This is a genomic window from Halalkalicoccus tibetensis, from assembly GCF_037996645.1.
Taxonomy (GTDB): domain Archaea; phylum Halobacteriota; class Halobacteria; order Halobacteriales; family Halalkalicoccaceae; genus Halalkalicoccus; species Halalkalicoccus tibetensis.
Window position 1 is genome coordinate 634,513 of the sequence record NZ_JBBMXV010000003.1, and the last position, 15,367, is coordinate 649,879.

Genomic DNA, 15,367 nt, shown 5'->3' on the forward strand with positions numbered 1-15,367 from the left:
GAAGACGTATCCCCACGAACGCTGCTGACAGAGTCAGACCGCCGAGATCACGAGACAGAAAACGAGCACACCGAGATCGATCACATAGGTGTGGGCGGCTTCGGACCCGAGTTGTGCAATCGCCGACGGGAGCTCCCCTGCGAGGAGTGCGGGAACGATATCGAACAGCCCCATCGCTGTTAGCCCGACCGCTGCGACAGTGAGAAATCCCCCCGAAAAGAGTATCGCCCGCTCGCCATGGACTGTCTCGTGTCTTCGAGTCGGGTCCGTCGTCGCAGTTCCGCTCATCAGGGTGAAAACCGACAGTGAGAACAATGCGATATATCCGAGGAAGAACTCGTTGTACGTGATAACGAGGTCGTAATGGGTCCACATATACGCCATGAATGCAAGCGACCCAAGCCAGACGATCCGCCCACGAATCGAACCACGGGTCGCAAACCAGAGTCCCACAGCCAGGACAGGAACGCCGATCACGAGGAGGACGACGTCCTGTGCGTAGATCCGCAGGAGGGTCTCCGTCGGATCAGCGTAGTGGCCGTCCCGGAGGAGTCCGAGGAGACTCGAGACGGCCGAGAGCAGAACGATCGCTATTGTCGCGGCGAACTCCCACGGGTTCGGGCCGTTTTGCATACTCCGTTCTCACCGGCATTCGCCCCACGACTATTCATCTCGAGATGAAAATACACGTTCCCGGGCTTCAGAGCTTTCCTTCTCTAGGCGGCGACTGTGATCGTCTCGCCGTTGCGCTCGATGAGGTCCTCGTCCTCGAGGGTTCTGAGGGTGGGAAACAGCGTGAGCTGCTGGATCTCGAGTGCCGTCTGCAGGTCATCGATGGACGCCTCCTCGACGGTGGCAAGATAGAGATAGACGAGCTTCGCGTTGCTCGAGTCGAGTTCCGCGAGGAGCGAGTCGATGGCTGCGGTCGTAGGTGTGGTCGCGGCCGCCTCCTGGGTGAGTGTTGCCTGGCTCATTGTGACTACCTAGATCGATGCTGCTCGACCATATAATTCCTCTCAACAAACACTTAATGGTATTAATTTGTGTGTATGTCTTATATTAACGCGAATACCGGGAAGGGTCGCCCCTCGTGGTCAGCTGTCGGTGGTGGTCGACGAGGGCCGCTTGGATGACCGGCGCCGTTCGGGGTCGGTATCGTACCGTCAGTAGCAGACAGCCGCGTGACTGTAACGAGATTTCGATAGTCGGTTCGCCGGTTGCAGGGGACCTACCACGAGAGACTATCGTAACTCAGGGTGACGTACGCGGCTCCGAGTCCGGCCCACGGTGGTCGCGATCGCGATCAGGACGATATCGACGAGGAGCTCGCCGACCCCATCGACCTCCCCACTCCCGCCGGTGCCCATCCCGCCCGTGTCCGGAATTTGTGCGCACATTATGAACATCGCTAGGACGATGGCGACGATCGTCCCACCAAGCACTCCGGCGCCGATCGGGTCGTCGACGACACGAACACTGCGATCTGGGACCTGAGTGATCCCGGGAGTGTGCTCGAGGAGGTCTTCGTCGAGTCCGAGGCCGACGAGGGAATCCTGTCCAGGCTCGATTTCGATCTCGATCTGGGACTGGGCGAGCTATTCGTCGTCGGGGTCATGTTCGTCATCGTGGGGGAGCCGTTGCACGGAGAGCCAGCTACTCGCTCCCTGGGTTCGAATCTATGTAAGGATCGTATTCTAATTCTCAGTCATCTGCTACGCGCTCCTCCGAGATAAGCTGGGTGGGTTCGCCGACGAGCGCCTCGTCGAGCTCTGCCGATTTAACCCGCGCATCACAGTCGATCAACGAGTGATCGATCTCGCTATCCTCGATCGTCGCGTTATCGAAGACGACCGAGTTGTCGATGGTTGCGTTGTGGAGCTCCGCGCCCGAGAGCGCGTGGGCGTTTGTCTTGAGTTCCGACCCCTCGATGATCACGTCGTCTGAAACGTAGTTCTCGCCGTCGAGATGCCACTCGAGTGCCTCGCAGTGTTTCGCATGGAGCCTGCGAGGTGGGTGTGGTCCTGTTCTCGCTACTTTCGGCGAAAGTAAGGGTTCTCCTTAGAAGCCAGATCTTTGACGCCAACAGATATAGATAGTTGAGTCTGATCTACAATACTTTGTGATCGTATACCGCCGCTGTCTTACGAAACTCACGCTCAACATAGTATCCAAGTAGCTCCTCGAACTCCTCATCTGTAGCTGTCCGCACTGTCTTGAGCTTGCTATCTTTCAGCTGCCGCTCGAGGTTGATGGACCGATCGATCTTAGCTCGAATATTTCGCTCCTTGACAAGCTCATCTTGATCATGTGCATCATCGGCCATTTGATGAAGCCGTTGACGATTTCGTCGAACCTTGCGAGTAGTGACATCCCTTGGACTTCTCTAAGGAGATCCAGTTTGGGAATCCAGTCGTCTACAGTTTTGAAATCGTTTTCGACAGTCTCATCGCTCACGTCGAACTCGCCAGCAATCGTCTCAACGATACGGAAAGGAGTGGTATCCTCATATATTAGGAGCTCTCGAATACGCCGTCGACGTTCGTGTTCTTCTAGCTTCATTAGGGAAGCACCACTAGTCTGTATAGTCCGTATTCGCGATCGGACATATCTCTGGAATACTAATTGCAAGGAAGTCGTATAACGCTTTGCCGATCCTGCAACTGTGATGTCATTAGACTAATAGTGACGCCATTAGGATATTTAGCCATCCCAATCATCGCCTGACGTTGTATCTATAAGCCAACCCTATTCAATGCAGATTACCGAGTCGAACTCAAACTGGGTACACTGCAGTTTTCACGCTCCGTCCGTCTCCGTTGACCGCGCGCGTCGTTCGAGTGCGTCATGTACCCACTCGGGCTCGAACGTTGTTTTGTGCTGTTTTACACGTCCACCACGGCCACGCGATTCGATCCATGTTTCGATCAGGCCCATTGTCTCAAGGTCAGTCAGCACACTATGGACGGCTCGGTTGCTTAGTTTGAGCTTCGCCAGCGAACTTTCGTCCAGTGCTTGTTTAATGTCCGCCGTCGATACCGGCTGTTCGATTATACCGGTCTCTACATTCCTCAAGCCACTCAGACAGAGCAAGATCGCATGGTGGTTCTTCGGCAGCGTAGTGAGCTTCTCAAGAACCGCTTCCTTATCGGTCGTCTCGATACACTCATCGAAACAGCTTCGAGTAATCTCCTCAAGGCTCCGTTCATTAGCTAGTTCGCCCGCGTTCCGAAACAGCGAGAGTGCTTTGCGGGCATCCCCCCAGTAGTTCGCTGCTTGCTGAATCCCATACTCACTGACCTGGTCGGAGAGCACGCCGGATTTAAATGCCTGCTCGAGGCGAGGCGCTAACAGCGCGGTCAGTTTCGCCTTCCCATACGGTCCAAAGAAGACGGACTCATCACTCATTGCACTCTCGACACGGCTATCAAGGCGCAGATCCACGTCGATAATCTGATTACTGACCAACCACGCCGAGAGGGTGATTCCCCGTTTGAGCTTGCCCTCACCGCGCAATAATCGGTAGAAGAACTCGTTGGGGTCGTAGTTCGCGTCGTGTTGGATCTGATCGATCTCATCGAGGATCAGTACCGTATACTCCGGGTAATCCTCGAGTGCGATCCAGATTCCTTCGAAGACGCCATCCAGTCCTACGTACGATTTCTTTCGTTCACCGGTCAGTTCGAGATGGATCTCGTTGGCTGCGCTAAAGAGCGTTCGACACTCCTTGAGATTCACATATTCGGCAGCGAGCTCCTCATGACGGGTGGCGAATGCCTGGCATATCCGTCGTGCCGTCAGCGTTTTCCCCGTTCCAGGCGGTCCATAAATCGATACCGTTGGTGGAAGATACCCTTCCTTGATGCCGTTCAGGATCGTCGCGAGTTCCCGTTCCTGCTCATCGCGAGCCATGATTTCATCCGGTTCAGCTAATGGATCGAGTGCGCCTTTATCGGTAAAGACGCTATCATCGGGGGCTGTCTCATCGAAGAGGTCGTCGTACTTGCTCATGGTGTCGGAGGTATCGTTTCGTCGTTGCGTCCTGCGGAACTACGTATCCATCTAGTCCCGGTTCATGTAAACTATCGGTCCAGCAGTTCTGAGGATGGTATCATCAAGCCATGCGATGATTCGCTTAGGTCGAGTGGACTCGGATCGTACGAACATCAATGGCGTTCACATACTCGCTGTTGTCGCCCTCATCTTGCCATCTATCTAGCGAATCGAGAACAGGCACATACCGACTCTCGACAGAGCTAGCGATCCGTAACGTGTTCAGCGGAGCCTTCGCATGCGAGAGTGTCGACATCTCATAGCCCGCGGTGGCCTCTACAGTGATGCGGTCTACGAGCCGACTTTTATCAAACTAGCTCTCAACGAAGATCTTTATGGCTGGTGGATCTAGAGTCTATGTACGCTGAGCGGCTATAGGATCAACAAGCGACACGGAGATTCAACGAAAGAGCCTGTCGACACGCGAGTCACAGGCATTGTCACGACTCGCAAGCGGGAACCGGAAGGTCATTACTATTGGTGATATTATGGGCGCACTTGACATCCCACGGAAATCGGCGAAGGACATGGCGTATGCGCTCAAGGAGAAAGGCTGGCTTGAGCATATCGCGCACGGGGAGTATCTCATCTTACCACTCGCTGCGGGTGAAAATGCCGTGTATACCGAACACGAGTTTGTGATTGCGTCCGCCCTCGTGGAGCCGATGTACGTTGGGTACTGGAGCGCGCTGAATCATCACGGGCTAACGGAGCAGCTGTCTCGGACGGTGTATCTCGCGACAACAGATCGCGCTCAGGAGCGTAAAATCCACAGGGTCACGTATCGGCCGGTGACCGTCACTGCGCAGAAATTCTTCGGCTACCAACCGACTGCAGTCGGGTCGAACCAGGTGAACATTTCGAGTATCGAAAAGACGCTGGTCGATTGTGCCGATCATCCGGAGTTCTGCGGCGGTATCGGCGAGCTTGCAAAGGCAATACAGAACGCGGTCGAAATGCGATGTTCGTGGGAACGAGTCATCGAGTATTTGCGGCGAGTCGGGAACGGTGCCGCAACGAAACGCATCGTCTACCTCGCCGACCAGTTGGACCTCGACTTTCCGGAGTACGACGAGCTCGTCGAGAACTTCACGACTGGGTACCCTCTGCTTGATCCGACGAGAGAAGCGACGGGTACCCGCGACAGCAAGTACCAACTCCGACTGAACGTGGCTCCCGAATCGTTTCTCCCGGAAGACTTCTCATGATTTCTGAAGCGCAATTACGACGGCTGGCTAGAGGTCTGGATGTTCGCCTCGGCTACGCGGAGAAGAACTACGTCAATTCGTGGATCCTGTGGGCGATCGACACGAATCCCTACGGCGACAACCTGCTGTTCAAAGGCAGAACCGCTCTCAGCAAGTTGTACTTCCCTAAAACGTGGCGTTACTCGGAAGATCTTGATTTCGGTGTTAAGGGTGCGTACCACGGGACCGAGGCGGAGTTTCAAGACGCATTGGAAAACGCGGCCAGGGTCTCCGGTATCGACTTCCAGATGACCAAACACCGCGAACTGCAGAAAGAAGCGTATCCGACGTACTACGTCGATATCGATATCCAGTACAACGCCGTTCTCGGTCACAAGAACACGACGAGTCTGGACATCATGATCGACGAATACGTTCCGTTCGCCTCAATGGACCATCGTCACAGCTACCAAGACGCCCCTGAATTCGAGCTGACCGCATACAGCTTGGAGGAGGTCTTCGCAGAGAAGTTGCGAGCGCTTTACCAGCGGTCACTGGCTCGTGACTACTACGACCTCTATCGGATGATTACGGAGGCTGACATCGACGACTCGGGTATTCTCTCGCCGGAACCGTGATGGACGAGTTCATTCTCGACGGCCGCGTTGCCCTCGGTTTCTGAACCTGAAGAACTCGATAGGTGAATTCGGAGTCGAACCAGAATCAGTGATCGCTCTCGTGGGGGTTGAGCGTGGTGCCGTAGTTCTCGACGTGGTCGGTGTACTCGATGAACCGCGGCGCCTCGGGATCGAACGGCCGTTCCAGTGACTCGAAGGCCTGCTTCTTGTCCCAGCCCTGGAGCTTGCCGACCGCCGACCGATCCTCCAGATCGTGATACTCGAGATCCGGCGCGGTGAGTTCCCAGGCGTCCATCCCGCGCTCGGTCCGGACGATCACGCTGGAGAACTCGTCGCTCGAACCGACGGAGCCGACGGTCAGGTCCGCACAGTAGCCGGTAAAGTCAGCACACTCGCTACACCCCTTCAACGTCGCGTCGTGGAACTCCGTCACGTCCTCCTCGACCAGTAACTCGCCCTCGTGGTCGTAGACGATCATGTCGCCGTGAAGCACGTCCATCTTCCCGATTTCATCCGTACTGATCCCGCGCTTCTCCTCGAGCTGCTCGCCGATGAGCCGATGGTAGTTGAAGTTCTTCGTGCACATCAGCGCGATCGTGTAGTCGATCGCGCGCACGCCGCTTTCCTGGGAGCCGTACTCCCATTCGAAGTCCTGCAGGGCGCGGATCCCCTCGATCTCGCAGGGGGTGCCCACCAGCGCGAGGCTGATCTCCTCGGCGGGCTTGTCGGGGAGTTTCTCCGCCCAGCGATCCAGATCGAGGTTGCCAAGCGCCATCGTCTGGTTGTAGAAACTGCCGGCGTTCGCGACGACCTCCTCGTGGCTCGTCGCGAGGAAGCTTTCGGCCTTCCAGGGCTCGTCGTCGGACTCGGTGGCGATCAGCGCGCCGTCGATCTCGCCAGCTTCCAGGAGGTGCGACAGGACGCTGGTGACGACGCCGCCGTCCTGGGCGTTCTCGCGAGTTTCGCGAGCGGGGGCTTGGGACGACTCCGTCGTCCCAGTGTTTCGCTGCCAGGACGATCCGACCTTCGCGGAGAACTCCGTGATCGGGTCACTCGCACCCTTGACGTTGTCCTCGCCGCCGGTGATCGTCCACTGGCGCTCGTATCGCAGGCCGCCGCGAGGACAGAAGTCCCAACAGAGCGAGCAGCCGGTGCACATCTTCACCAGCTCGGGCAGGTCGTCGTCGCCGATTCCGATCGAATCGGAGGGACACGCGGCGACGCAGGTGCCACACTGGATACAGCGCCCGTCGTCAATGACGGCCGCATCGAGCTCCATGAACCACGTCTTCTCGTCCGGCGTCTCGATGTCGTTCATCTCGCTTCGGATCGAGTACGAGGGCGTCTCGAGCTCGACGCCGTCGGGAACGCCGACGCGCTCGGCGGGATCGTCCGAGAGGTCCTGGGTCGGCTCGATCGAGGGTTCCGTGAACGCGATGTTGCCGAGATCGCCGTCGGGACCGACGTTGACCACACCGCCGCTGCCATCGGCGGCGACCACCGAGCCGTCGATCTCCTTGCTCACGCCGTCGCCACAGCCACAGCTTCCACAGCCACACGCCTCCCGATCACCGATATCGGAGCCATCGGTGCCAGTACCAGCGCCGTCGGCGTCACCCGTGCGCCGGTAGCGGATCGGCTTGGTATCGGGATCGGTGCCGGCGGGATCGCGGGCCCCGCTCGTCGGCGGGACGCTCGCGCCATCGCTTCCCTCGTCGCCGCTCTCCGGAACGCGGGGGAGCGGATCGGTGTCGCGCTCAGTCATCGGCAGCGACACCTCCGGCGACGTTCGCCTCGGCGCCCTGCATGATCGTGCGCAGGCGCCCGTTGTCGACCCGCCGAGTCCACTCGTAGAAGCGCTCGTCCTCGTGGCGCTCATCGGCGTAGCTCGCGAACAGCTGTTCGAGCGCCGGGATGACCGACTCGGCCGGAACGGCCGTCTCCACCCAATCGAGAAACTCGTTGTCGGTGCCGAGGCTCCCCCCGAGGCCGAAGTCCATGCCCTCGACGATCGCGTCGTCGGCGTTGCCCTCGGTCTCGACTTTCACGGTCTCGCCGCGAAAGCCGATGTCCGCGATCTGGGGCTGGGCACACGAGGCCGAACAGCCGCTCATGTGCATCCGCACCACCTCGAGGTCGTCGGGCGTCTCGATGCGCTCGTCGAGCTCGCGCGCCCAGTGCTTCACGCGGTTTTTCGTCTCGATGATGCCGTAGTTGCAGAACTCCGAGCCCGTACAGCCGACCGCCCCTCTCGAAAACGGACCGGGATCGGGCTGGTAGTCCGCGGCGAAGGGTTCGGCGAGCAGGTCCGAGACGCGCTCTTCGGGAACGTGGCTGATCAGGAAGTTCTGATCGGTCGCGAGCCGGATCGACGCCTCCTCGGTGCCGTACTCGCGGGCCGCACGGGCCGCCTCGACGAACTCGTCGCCGCCCATCCGGCCCGTGATCACGTTGAAGCCGACGTATTTCAACCCAGGCTCGCGCTGGTCGTGGACGCCGACGTGATCGCCGGTGTACCCCTCGGTGAGATCTCGCCCGCGCGAGCGGAGATCGACCGAACATCGATCACGGATGGCCGCCTCGAAGTTCTCAGGACCCATCTGCTCGACGAGATAGCGCATCCGACAGACCCCGTGGTTGTGCCGGTCGCCGAGCTCCTTGAACGTCTGGGCGACTGCCCGACAGAACTCGACGGCGTCCTCGGGACGGACGAAGACGTTGAGCGTCGAGGCCATCCGCGGGCCGTCCGAGAGGCCGCCGCCGACCCGAGCGTGAAAGCCGTAGTGGGGCTCGCCGTCGATCTCCTTTCGAGCCGGCACGAGCCCGACGTCGTTGATCTGGGACTGGGCACAGTCCTGCCGGCAGCCGGTGATGGTCATCTTGAACTTCCGGGGCAGGTTCGCATACTCGCGATTGCCGGTGAAGTACTCCGAGACCGCATCCACCACGGGCTGGGCGTCGAAGCACTCGTGGTCGTCGAGGCCGGCGGCCGGACAGCCCAGCACGTTGCGCGCGCCGTCGCCACAGCCCTGGACCGTCGTCAGGCCGACCTCGTCGTAGCGCTCCCAGATCTCGGGGACGTCCTCGATCTCGATCCAGTGCATCTGGACGTCCTGGCGGGTCGTGATGTCGAGATAAGCGTCGCCCCACAGCTCGTTTTGTTCGCTGCCGCCGTGTTCCTCGGGGGCGGTGGCGAACTCGTCTGCGACCTCGCCGATCACTTCTGCCTGCTCGGGGGTGAGATACCCACCAGGGACCTTCGTCCGCATCATCAGATAGCCCCGCTGGCGGCCGTGGGTGTACATCCCCGTCCATTTCATGCGCTCCCAGACGCCCTCGCCCGCCCGGTCCTCGATCTCGTCGAACGACAGGCCCTCCTCGGCGTACTCGTAGACGTCGTCGATGACGTCGAGCGGGTGTTGCTCCTGTTTCCACTGCTCGACCGTGTTCACGGTGACCACCCGTGGTCACCGTGAACCAGATGAACCAACGGTTCGTCGCTGTTCACGTGGGGTCACCCCTTGCAAAACCCGCCTCCCGCCGTCGCTCACTCGGGGTAGCCGTCTCTCGTTGCCGCGCTCGTGCTGTCTCGTCGATTGTAGACCGAATCATGCTGTATCGGGCGGTGACCTGTGTTACATGGTCACACCACTCGAAGAGAGGGTCGGGCCCCACTCGTATAGACCCCTGCCTCTTGGCGAAGACTGTCATGAATAACGATTAGCGGAGATTATTGACACTATCCGTGACAGGGATTTCCGTGATCGGCGACTCGGACCAGCTACGGAGGATAGGGTGGACAAAAACCGGCGATAATATCCGGTAGGTGCGTCGGGCGAAACGGGCAGCGAGGGATCGCCGAGGACCGTTAGGGTATGATCGCCCGCACACTGGTATCGGAATCGTCGTCGGCGCTGGTATCGGCACCCTCACCGTCGGCGGACGCGGGCGTTATCTCGATTGTGACTCCGTCATCGCCCAGCACTGAGAGCGGCAAGTGCATCGTTTCGTAGCTATCGGCCTCCACGTATGCCTTACACTCAGCCGCTATTCTGCCCGCCGATTGCTGATCGCGTTTGTCTGCTTAGTGGCCCGTCGTCAACGGTGATAGCTCTCGCTACCGTCGCTCTTCACTCATCGGGCGAACCCATCTGATTCTATTCGTCTCCCGTTCAGCTGTCTCCTACAGAGATATGGACAGAAGAACCGATGAATGCCGACTCACTCAGTACCGGTTACTAATGACGTAGACTATTACAGGCTGATGACCTCTTCCTTCTCTGTGGAGCTTAATTGATCTCGATGGGGTATCGGTCACCATCAGTCGGAACAGCAACATATTGACTCAAGGATCGATCGGGTCGGGAAAGACGGCCCCGTTCAACGTTCTCCCAGTCAGAACGACTGTGTCCAATTGCCCAGGAAGGTGCATTTGCAGGACCTACATCTTAGTACAGAGGTTTGTTGAGACCCAAGCGGAGGGAAAACCATGAGTGACTATAACAAAACACGCCGAACGTTCCTGAAAGGAGCTGCAGCGACTGGTGTAGCAGCGACTGGCATTACTGCCTTCAGCGGTAGTGCTGCTGCAGACGAACCCACCGTTACGGTCGACGGGGTTGAGGCAGACGAAAGCGATGTCAGCATCGAGCGAGGCAACCCGAACGCCGTAATTGAGAATCTGGACATCGAATTCGACGAGGTCGACTTCGATCAGGACTTAGACGAGGACTTCGACGTCGATGCAAACGACGTAACAGGAACTGCAAGCGGGACAGTGACTGGGAGCGCACTGCCGAACCAGAACGCAAACGAAAATGCCGCCAAGGATATCAATACGGACTTCGATGATCTCGAGTTCATCGTGACTGATGTGGATGCAGTGGGCAATCCAAGTCAGCTCGTCCTGCTGGAGATCCCGGATCTGTTCCTTGACGTGCTCGGACTCCTTGTGAGCTTGGACCTCGAACTATCGGTGGAAGCCGATCCGGAAGGCGGACTGCTGGGTCAGCTACTCGAAGGTCTCGGCCGAGACGGCGGGCTTGTCTGAGTAACGGCCTCCCCGCTCTCAACAGGACTCATTATTTTGCGCTAACTGTGGTAGCGGTACCAGAGCGAAGAGTGCTGTATTTGTTGTTGCTATTGGTCGCTCTCGTGGGAGTTGAGCGTGGTGCCGTAGTTCTCGACGTATACGTCATTACTGCTGTATCAGAGATGACAGATAACGCTGATCCCCCCTTCCCGAGAGACATCTCTAAACCCCGCAGTCAGTGTAGCTCGATCCCGAACTCGTTCGCCGACCGACCACCGCACACTGTTAATAGATAGCACATGGAATGGGGAGATACCGATCCTCACTATGGCGACGGAACTCCATCCCCAGGCGGAAGCACTGCTCCACGAGCTCTCGGAGGGCGGCGTTCCGCCGCTCTATCGCCAGTCGACCGCCAAGGCCCGTGAGACGTATCTCGAGTTGACCGTATCCGAGGGCGGCGAATCACCGGAGCCGGTCGATCGGGTCAACGATACGACGTTCGAGGGGCCGAACGGGCCGGTATCGGTCCGGAGCTACGACCCCGATAGCACCGTCGAGGGGGCTCGCCCGACACTGCTGTTCTTCCACGGCGGGGGCTGGGTCGTCGGCGATCTCGAGACCCACGACCTGACGGCACGCGCGCTCGCGAACGCCGCCGACTGTCTCGTCGTCGCCGTCGAATACCGACGTGCACCCGAGGCGCCGTTTCCCGCTCCGCTCGAGGACTGCTACGGCGCTCTCGACTGGCTGGCCGGCGACCCCGACCTCGGCTTCGAGACGAACGTCGACGTCGACCCCGATCGGATCGCGATCGGCGGCGACAGCGCCGGCGGAACGCTGGCGACCGGCGTTGCACTCCTCGCGCGCGCCCGCGACGGGCCCGCAATCGCACGCCAGCTGCTGGTCTATCCCGTGACCGACCACGCCTTCGAGACCGAGTCCTACACAGAGAACGCCAGTGGCTACTTCATCACGCGCGGCGACATGGAACGCTTCTGGGGGGCGTACCTCGAGACCAACCAGGATGGGAACCACCCCTACGTCTCCCCGCTTCGGGCGCCCGACCTCACGGGCCTCCCGCCGGCGACCGTTCTCACGGCGGGATTCGACCCGCTTCGCGACGAGGGGCAGGCCTACGCCGATCGTCTCGAGGATGCCGGCGTCCCTGTCTCCCGTCTTGAGTACCCCGACATGATCCACGGGTTCCTCACGATGCTCACCGATCCCGAGTGGGACCGCGCCCACGAAGCGATCGGCGACCTCGCGGCCGACCTCCGAACCGCCTACGACGCCTGAGGAGACGCACTTCCGACAGTAGTACGTAGTACTGTGGTGTGGTAGCACCCAACAGTTAATATCGATCATTACGTTTCCCTTGGCGATGCCAAGCATTGATCTAGAGACGGAAAACGGACGCAAGGAGGCGTTGCGACGGATGCTCACGATCCGGTGGTTCGACGAGACGGCGGGCGAACGGTTCGCCGACGGCGAGATCCCGGGATTCGTCCACCTGTATATCGGCGAGGAGGCGGTCGGCGTCGGGGCATGTGCCGCCTTGGAGGACGACGATTATATCACGAGCACGCATCGGGGCCACGGCCACTGCATCGCGAAGGGACTCGATCCGAAGCTCATGATGGCCGAGCTGTACGGCAAACGCGACGGCTACTGCAACGGAAAGGGCGGCTCGATGCATATCGCTGACGTCGACGCTGGCATGCTCGGCGCCAACGGGATCGTCGGCGCCGGTCCGCCGCTTGGAACGGGGGCGGCGCTCACGATCGAGCGCAACGACGAGGAACAGGTCGCGCTGTCGTTCCTCGGGGACGGCGCCGTCGCCCAAGGACAGGTCCACTCGGCGGTGAACCTCGCCGCGACGTGGGACTTGCCTGTAATATTCTTGGTCGAGAACAACGGCTACGGCGAGGGGACGCCGGCCGAGGAACAACACAACGTCGAGAACCTGAGCGCGACCGCCGGCGCCTACGATATCCCCGGGATCACCGTCGACGGGATGGACGTCACCGCGGTCAACGAGGCGGTGCTCGAGGCCCGAAAACGCGCTCGGGACGGAAAGGGGCCGACGTTCATCGAGGCCGAGACCTACCGGTTCCACGGGCACTTCGAGGGCGACGAGGAGCTCTACCGCGAGGACGACGAGGTCGAACGCTGGAAGGCGCGCGACCCGATCGACTCCTTCGCCGAGCGCCTGATGGACCGCGACGAACTCACCGACGAGGGCTTCGAGGAGCTGACAAAGGAGTCGAAGGCGACCATCGAGGAGGCCCTCGAGTACGCTCAGAATGCCGAGGAACCCGCTCCTCAGGAAGCCTACGATGACATGTTCGGTGCCGAGGTACCCGAGCTCACGGAGTTCGCCCAGCAGGTGCGTGCCGACGGTGGGCATCATCCTGAGAAAGGAGGTGAGCGCTGATGGCGAGCGCGGGACTCGAGGCCGAGAAGACCGAGACGATGACGGTTCGGGAGGCGATCCGCGAGACGCTGCGCGAGGAGCTGGCCCGCGACGAGGACGTCTTCCTCATGGGCGAGGACATCGCGACGATGGGCGGCGTCCTCGATGTGACCGGCGACCTTCACGAGCAGTTCGGCAAGGACCGAGTGCGGGACACCCCGATCGGCGAGTCGGGGTTCATGGGCGCGGCGACCGGCGCGGCCGCGACCGGCTCGCGGCCCGTCGTCGAGCTCATGTTCTCGGACTTCATCGGCGTCGCGATGGAACAGATCATGAACCAGATGGCGAAGATGCGCTACATGTTCGGCGGGAAGACCGAGATGCCCCTGACCGTCCGGACCACCGAGGGCGGGGGCATGGGCGCGGCGAGCCAGCACTCGGGGACCGTCCACACCTGGATCGCCCATTTCCCGGGGCTGATGGCCGTCGCGCCGGGGACGCCAGCCGCTGCCAAAGGACTGCTCAAGTCGGCGATTCGCTCCGATGATCCCGTCTTCTTCTTCGAGAACAAGATGATCTACGAGCAGTCGGGCGAGGTGCCCGTTGATGAGGACTTCACTATTCCACTAGGAGAGGCGAACGTCGAACGCGAGGGTGCGGACGTGACCGTGGTCGCGACCCAGCGCCTCGTCGGCGAGTCCCTGTCGGTCGCCGACGAGCTCGACGGCGAGACCGACGTCGAGGTGATCGACCTCCGGTCGCTCTACCCGCTCGACACCGACACCATCGTCGAGAGCCTGAACAAGACCGGCCGGCTGGTCGTCGCTGACGAGAGCCCGCTCTCCTACGGTACGCACGCCGAGGTGATGGCCCGTGCCGTCGAGAACGCCTTCTACAGTCTCGACGCGCCGATCCAGCGGGTGGGCGTGCCCGATACGCATATGCCCTTTAGCCCGCCCCTCGAGCAGGAGGTCCTTCCAGGGAGCGAGGACGTTCGAGAGGCCATCGAGCGGATCGCCTAGCGGTGGGCGATCGTTCCCGGATCGGCCTGATCGTCAACCCCTCGGCCGGACGCGACATTCGGCGGCTGACCGGCGGCGCGACCGTCGTCGACAACTACGCGAAGCGCCGCGTCGCCGAATGCGTCCTCCAGGGGCTGGGAGTCGTCGACGAGCCGCCGGTCGCGATGTTGATGCCCGATACGGCGGGGATCGCCGCGAGCGCTGCCGAGGAAGTCCCGGATGCCTCGACGGAGCTGCTCGATCTCCCCGTCGAGGGAACGGCCGCGGACACCCGCCGGGCGGCCGAACACTTCCGTGAGGTGGCGGACGCGATCGTCGTCCTCGGGGGCGACGGGACGAGCCGCGATACCGCCCTCGAATGTGGCGACGTCCCGCTGCTTTCGGTCTCGACGGGGACGAACAACGTCGTCCCGACCGCCGTCGACGGGACGGTCGCCGGGGCGGCCGCCGCGCTCGTCGCGACCGGCGCGGTCGACGCCGAGGCAGTCACGACCCATCATGGCATGGTCGAAGCCCGCACCGCGTCCGGAGAGAGCATCACTGGACTGGCGTCGGTCGAGCTCTCGAACAGATCGTTCATCGGGACCCGCGCGACGCTCGACCCCGCCGACCTGGCGGGTGGGATCGTTTCGCGTGCGAATCCGGCCGATATCGGCCTCAGCAGCGTCGCTGGTGCGTTCGAAGCACTCGCGCCCGACGAACCGGATGCCGTCGGTCTCCGACTGGTCGATGCCGAGGCCGCTCCGCGGACGGCAAAGGCGATCGTCGCCCCCAGGATGGTAGCCGAACTCGGCATCGAGGCGTGTCGGCGCCTCTCTCCAGGAGAAGTGATGACGGCCGACGTCGCCGAAGGTGTGCTTGGAGCCGACGGCGAGCGCGAACTCGAGATAGTCGATGAGACCGTCGAGTTCCGAACGATCAGTGACGGTCCCCGTCTCGTCTCGTTCGAAGCGGTCTTCGAGGAAGCCGCCCGAAGCGGTCTACTCGAGGGCGGATAAGGCTCACTCAGCGGAGTTTATCCG

Annotated in this window: 14 protein-coding genes and 1 pseudogene; 7 read left to right on the forward strand and 8 right to left on the reverse strand. The window is 60.8% G+C overall.

Annotated elements, in window-relative coordinates; genetic code table 11:
• Positions 1–33: 33 nt before the first annotated feature.
• The 5 genes from WOA58_RS11650 to WOA58_RS11670 all read right to left on the reverse strand — a co-directional run bounded on the left by WOA58_RS11650 (position 34) and on the right by WOA58_RS11670 (position 4,008).
• Complete coding sequence (locus WOA58_RS11650) at positions 34–633, reverse strand: hypothetical protein (RefSeq protein ID WP_340604381.1); 600 nt, start codon at positions 631–633, stop codon at positions 34–36.
• Between the two features lie 83 nt (positions 634–716).
• Positions 717–974, reverse strand: a complete 258-nt coding sequence (locus WOA58_RS11655) for a TrmB family transcriptional regulator (RefSeq protein ID WP_340604382.1) — start codon at positions 972–974, stop codon at positions 717–719.
• Positions 975–1,701: 727 nt separating this feature from the next.
• Complete coding sequence (locus tag WOA58_RS11660) at positions 1,702–1,935, reverse strand: LbetaH domain-containing protein (protein WP_340604383.1); 234 nt, start codon at positions 1,933–1,935, stop codon at positions 1,702–1,704.
• 294 nt (positions 1,936–2,229) lie between these two features.
• On the reverse strand, positions 2,230–2,559 hold the full coding sequence (locus WOA58_RS11665; RefSeq protein WP_340604384.1) for a hypothetical protein: 330 nt from the start codon (positions 2,557–2,559) through the stop codon (positions 2,230–2,232).
• Between the two features lie 237 nt (positions 2,560–2,796).
• On the reverse strand, positions 2,797–4,008 hold the full coding sequence (locus WOA58_RS11670) for a Cdc6/Cdc18 family protein (RefSeq protein WP_340604385.1): 1,212 nt from the start codon (positions 4,006–4,008) through the stop codon (positions 2,797–2,799).
• 416 nt (positions 4,009–4,424) lie between these two features.
• Here WOA58_RS11670 and WOA58_RS11675 point away from each other — a divergent pair, with 416 nt between their 5' ends.
• Both WOA58_RS11675 and WOA58_RS11680 read left to right on the forward strand, forming a co-directional pair.
• On the forward strand, positions 4,425–5,258 hold the full coding sequence (locus tag WOA58_RS11675; protein WP_340604594.1) for a type IV toxin-antitoxin system AbiEi family antitoxin domain-containing protein: 834 nt from the start codon (positions 4,425–4,427) through the stop codon (positions 5,256–5,258).
• Positions 5,255–5,857, forward strand: a pseudogene (locus tag WOA58_RS11680) (nucleotidyl transferase AbiEii/AbiGii toxin family protein); the annotation flags it as partial. The gene WOA58_RS11675 and the pseudogene WOA58_RS11680, both read left to right, overlap by 4 nt.
• Before the next feature lie 103 nt (positions 5,858–5,960).
• Here WOA58_RS11680 and WOA58_RS11685 read toward each other — a convergent pair.
• From WOA58_RS11685 to WOA58_RS11695, 3 genes are all read right to left on the reverse strand, one after another.
• Positions 5,961–7,640, reverse strand: coding sequence for a Coenzyme F420 hydrogenase/dehydrogenase, beta subunit C-terminal domain (locus tag WOA58_RS11685; RefSeq protein WP_340604387.1), 1,680 nt, complete (start codon positions 7,638–7,640; stop codon positions 5,961–5,963).
• On the reverse strand, positions 7,633–9,327 hold the full coding sequence (locus WOA58_RS11690) for a nitrite/sulfite reductase (protein ID WP_340604595.1): 1,695 nt from the start codon (positions 9,325–9,327) through the stop codon (positions 7,633–7,635). The genes WOA58_RS11685 and WOA58_RS11690 overlap by 8 nt, the downstream gene beginning before the upstream one ends.
• A gap of 416 nt (positions 9,328–9,743) precedes the next feature.
• Positions 9,744–9,878 carry a hypothetical protein gene (locus WOA58_RS11695; RefSeq protein ID WP_340604388.1) on the reverse strand — a complete coding sequence of 45 codons (135 nt, stop codon included), beginning with the start codon at positions 9,876–9,878 and terminating at the stop codon, positions 9,744–9,746.
• A 486-nt stretch (positions 9,879–10,364) separates the two neighbouring features.
• Between WOA58_RS11695 and WOA58_RS11700 the strand changes: the two genes are divergently transcribed.
• From WOA58_RS11700 to WOA58_RS11720, 5 genes are all read left to right on the forward strand, one after another.
• Positions 10,365–10,925: a twin-arginine translocation signal domain-containing protein gene (locus WOA58_RS11700; protein ID WP_340604389.1), complete on the forward strand. Its 561-nt coding sequence runs from the start codon at positions 10,365–10,367 to the stop codon at positions 10,923–10,925.
• Between the two features lie 309 nt (positions 10,926–11,234).
• A complete protein-coding gene (locus tag WOA58_RS11705) occupies positions 11,235–12,206 on the forward strand; it encodes an alpha/beta hydrolase (RefSeq protein ID WP_340604390.1) in 972 nt (323 codons plus the stop codon).
• Positions 12,207–12,291: 85 nt separating this feature from the next.
• Positions 12,292–13,344 (forward strand): thiamine pyrophosphate-dependent dehydrogenase E1 component subunit alpha, encoded by a 1,053-nt coding sequence (locus WOA58_RS11710; RefSeq protein WP_340604391.1) that lies wholly within the window; start codon positions 12,292–12,294, stop codon positions 13,342–13,344.
• Complete coding sequence (locus WOA58_RS11715; RefSeq protein WP_340604392.1) at positions 13,344–14,345, forward strand: alpha-ketoacid dehydrogenase subunit beta; 1,002 nt, start codon at positions 13,344–13,346, stop codon at positions 14,343–14,345. Before WOA58_RS11710 ends, WOA58_RS11715 begins: the two co-directional genes overlap by 1 nt.
• 2 nt (positions 14,346–14,347) lie before the next feature.
• Entirely contained in the window at positions 14,348–15,343 is a 996-nt protein-coding gene (locus WOA58_RS11720; protein ID WP_340604393.1) for an NAD(+)/NADH kinase, read from the forward strand.
• Positions 15,344–15,367: the final 24 nt, after the last annotated feature.

Bases quoted from the DNA above. Each gene is read 5' to 3' on its own strand.
- WOA58_RS11650 (WP_340604381.1), bottom strand. From the start codon at position 633: ATGCAAAACGGCCCGAACCCGTGGGAGTTCGCCGCGACAATAGCGATC.
- WOA58_RS11655 (WP_340604382.1), bottom strand. From the start codon at position 974: ATGAGCCAGGCAACACTCACCCAGGAGGCGGCCGCGACCACACCTACG.
- WOA58_RS11665 (WP_340604384.1), bottom strand. From the start codon at position 2,559: ATGAAGCTAGAAGAACACGAACGTCGACGGCGTATTCGAGAGCTCCTA.
- WOA58_RS11670 (WP_340604385.1), bottom strand. From the start codon at position 4,008: ATGAGCAAGTACGACGACCTCTTCGATGAGACAGCCCCCGATGATAGC.
- WOA58_RS11685 (WP_340604387.1), bottom strand. From the start codon at position 7,640: ATGACTGAGCGCGACACCGATCCGCTCCCCCGCGTTCCGGAGAGCGGC.
- WOA58_RS11695 (WP_340604388.1), bottom strand. From the start codon at position 9,878: ATGCACTTGCCGCTCTCAGTGCTGGGCGATGACGGAGTCACAATCGAG.
- WOA58_RS11700 (WP_340604389.1), top strand. From the start codon at position 10,365: ATGAGTGACTATAACAAAACACGCCGAACGTTCCTGAAAGGAGCTGCA.
- WOA58_RS11705 (WP_340604390.1), top strand. From the start codon at position 11,235: ATGGCGACGGAACTCCATCCCCAGGCGGAAGCACTGCTCCACGAGCTC.
- WOA58_RS11710 (WP_340604391.1), top strand. From the start codon at position 12,292: ATGCCAAGCATTGATCTAGAGACGGAAAACGGACGCAAGGAGGCGTTG.
- WOA58_RS11715 (WP_340604392.1), top strand. From the start codon at position 13,344: ATGGCGAGCGCGGGACTCGAGGCCGAGAAGACCGAGACGATGACGGTT.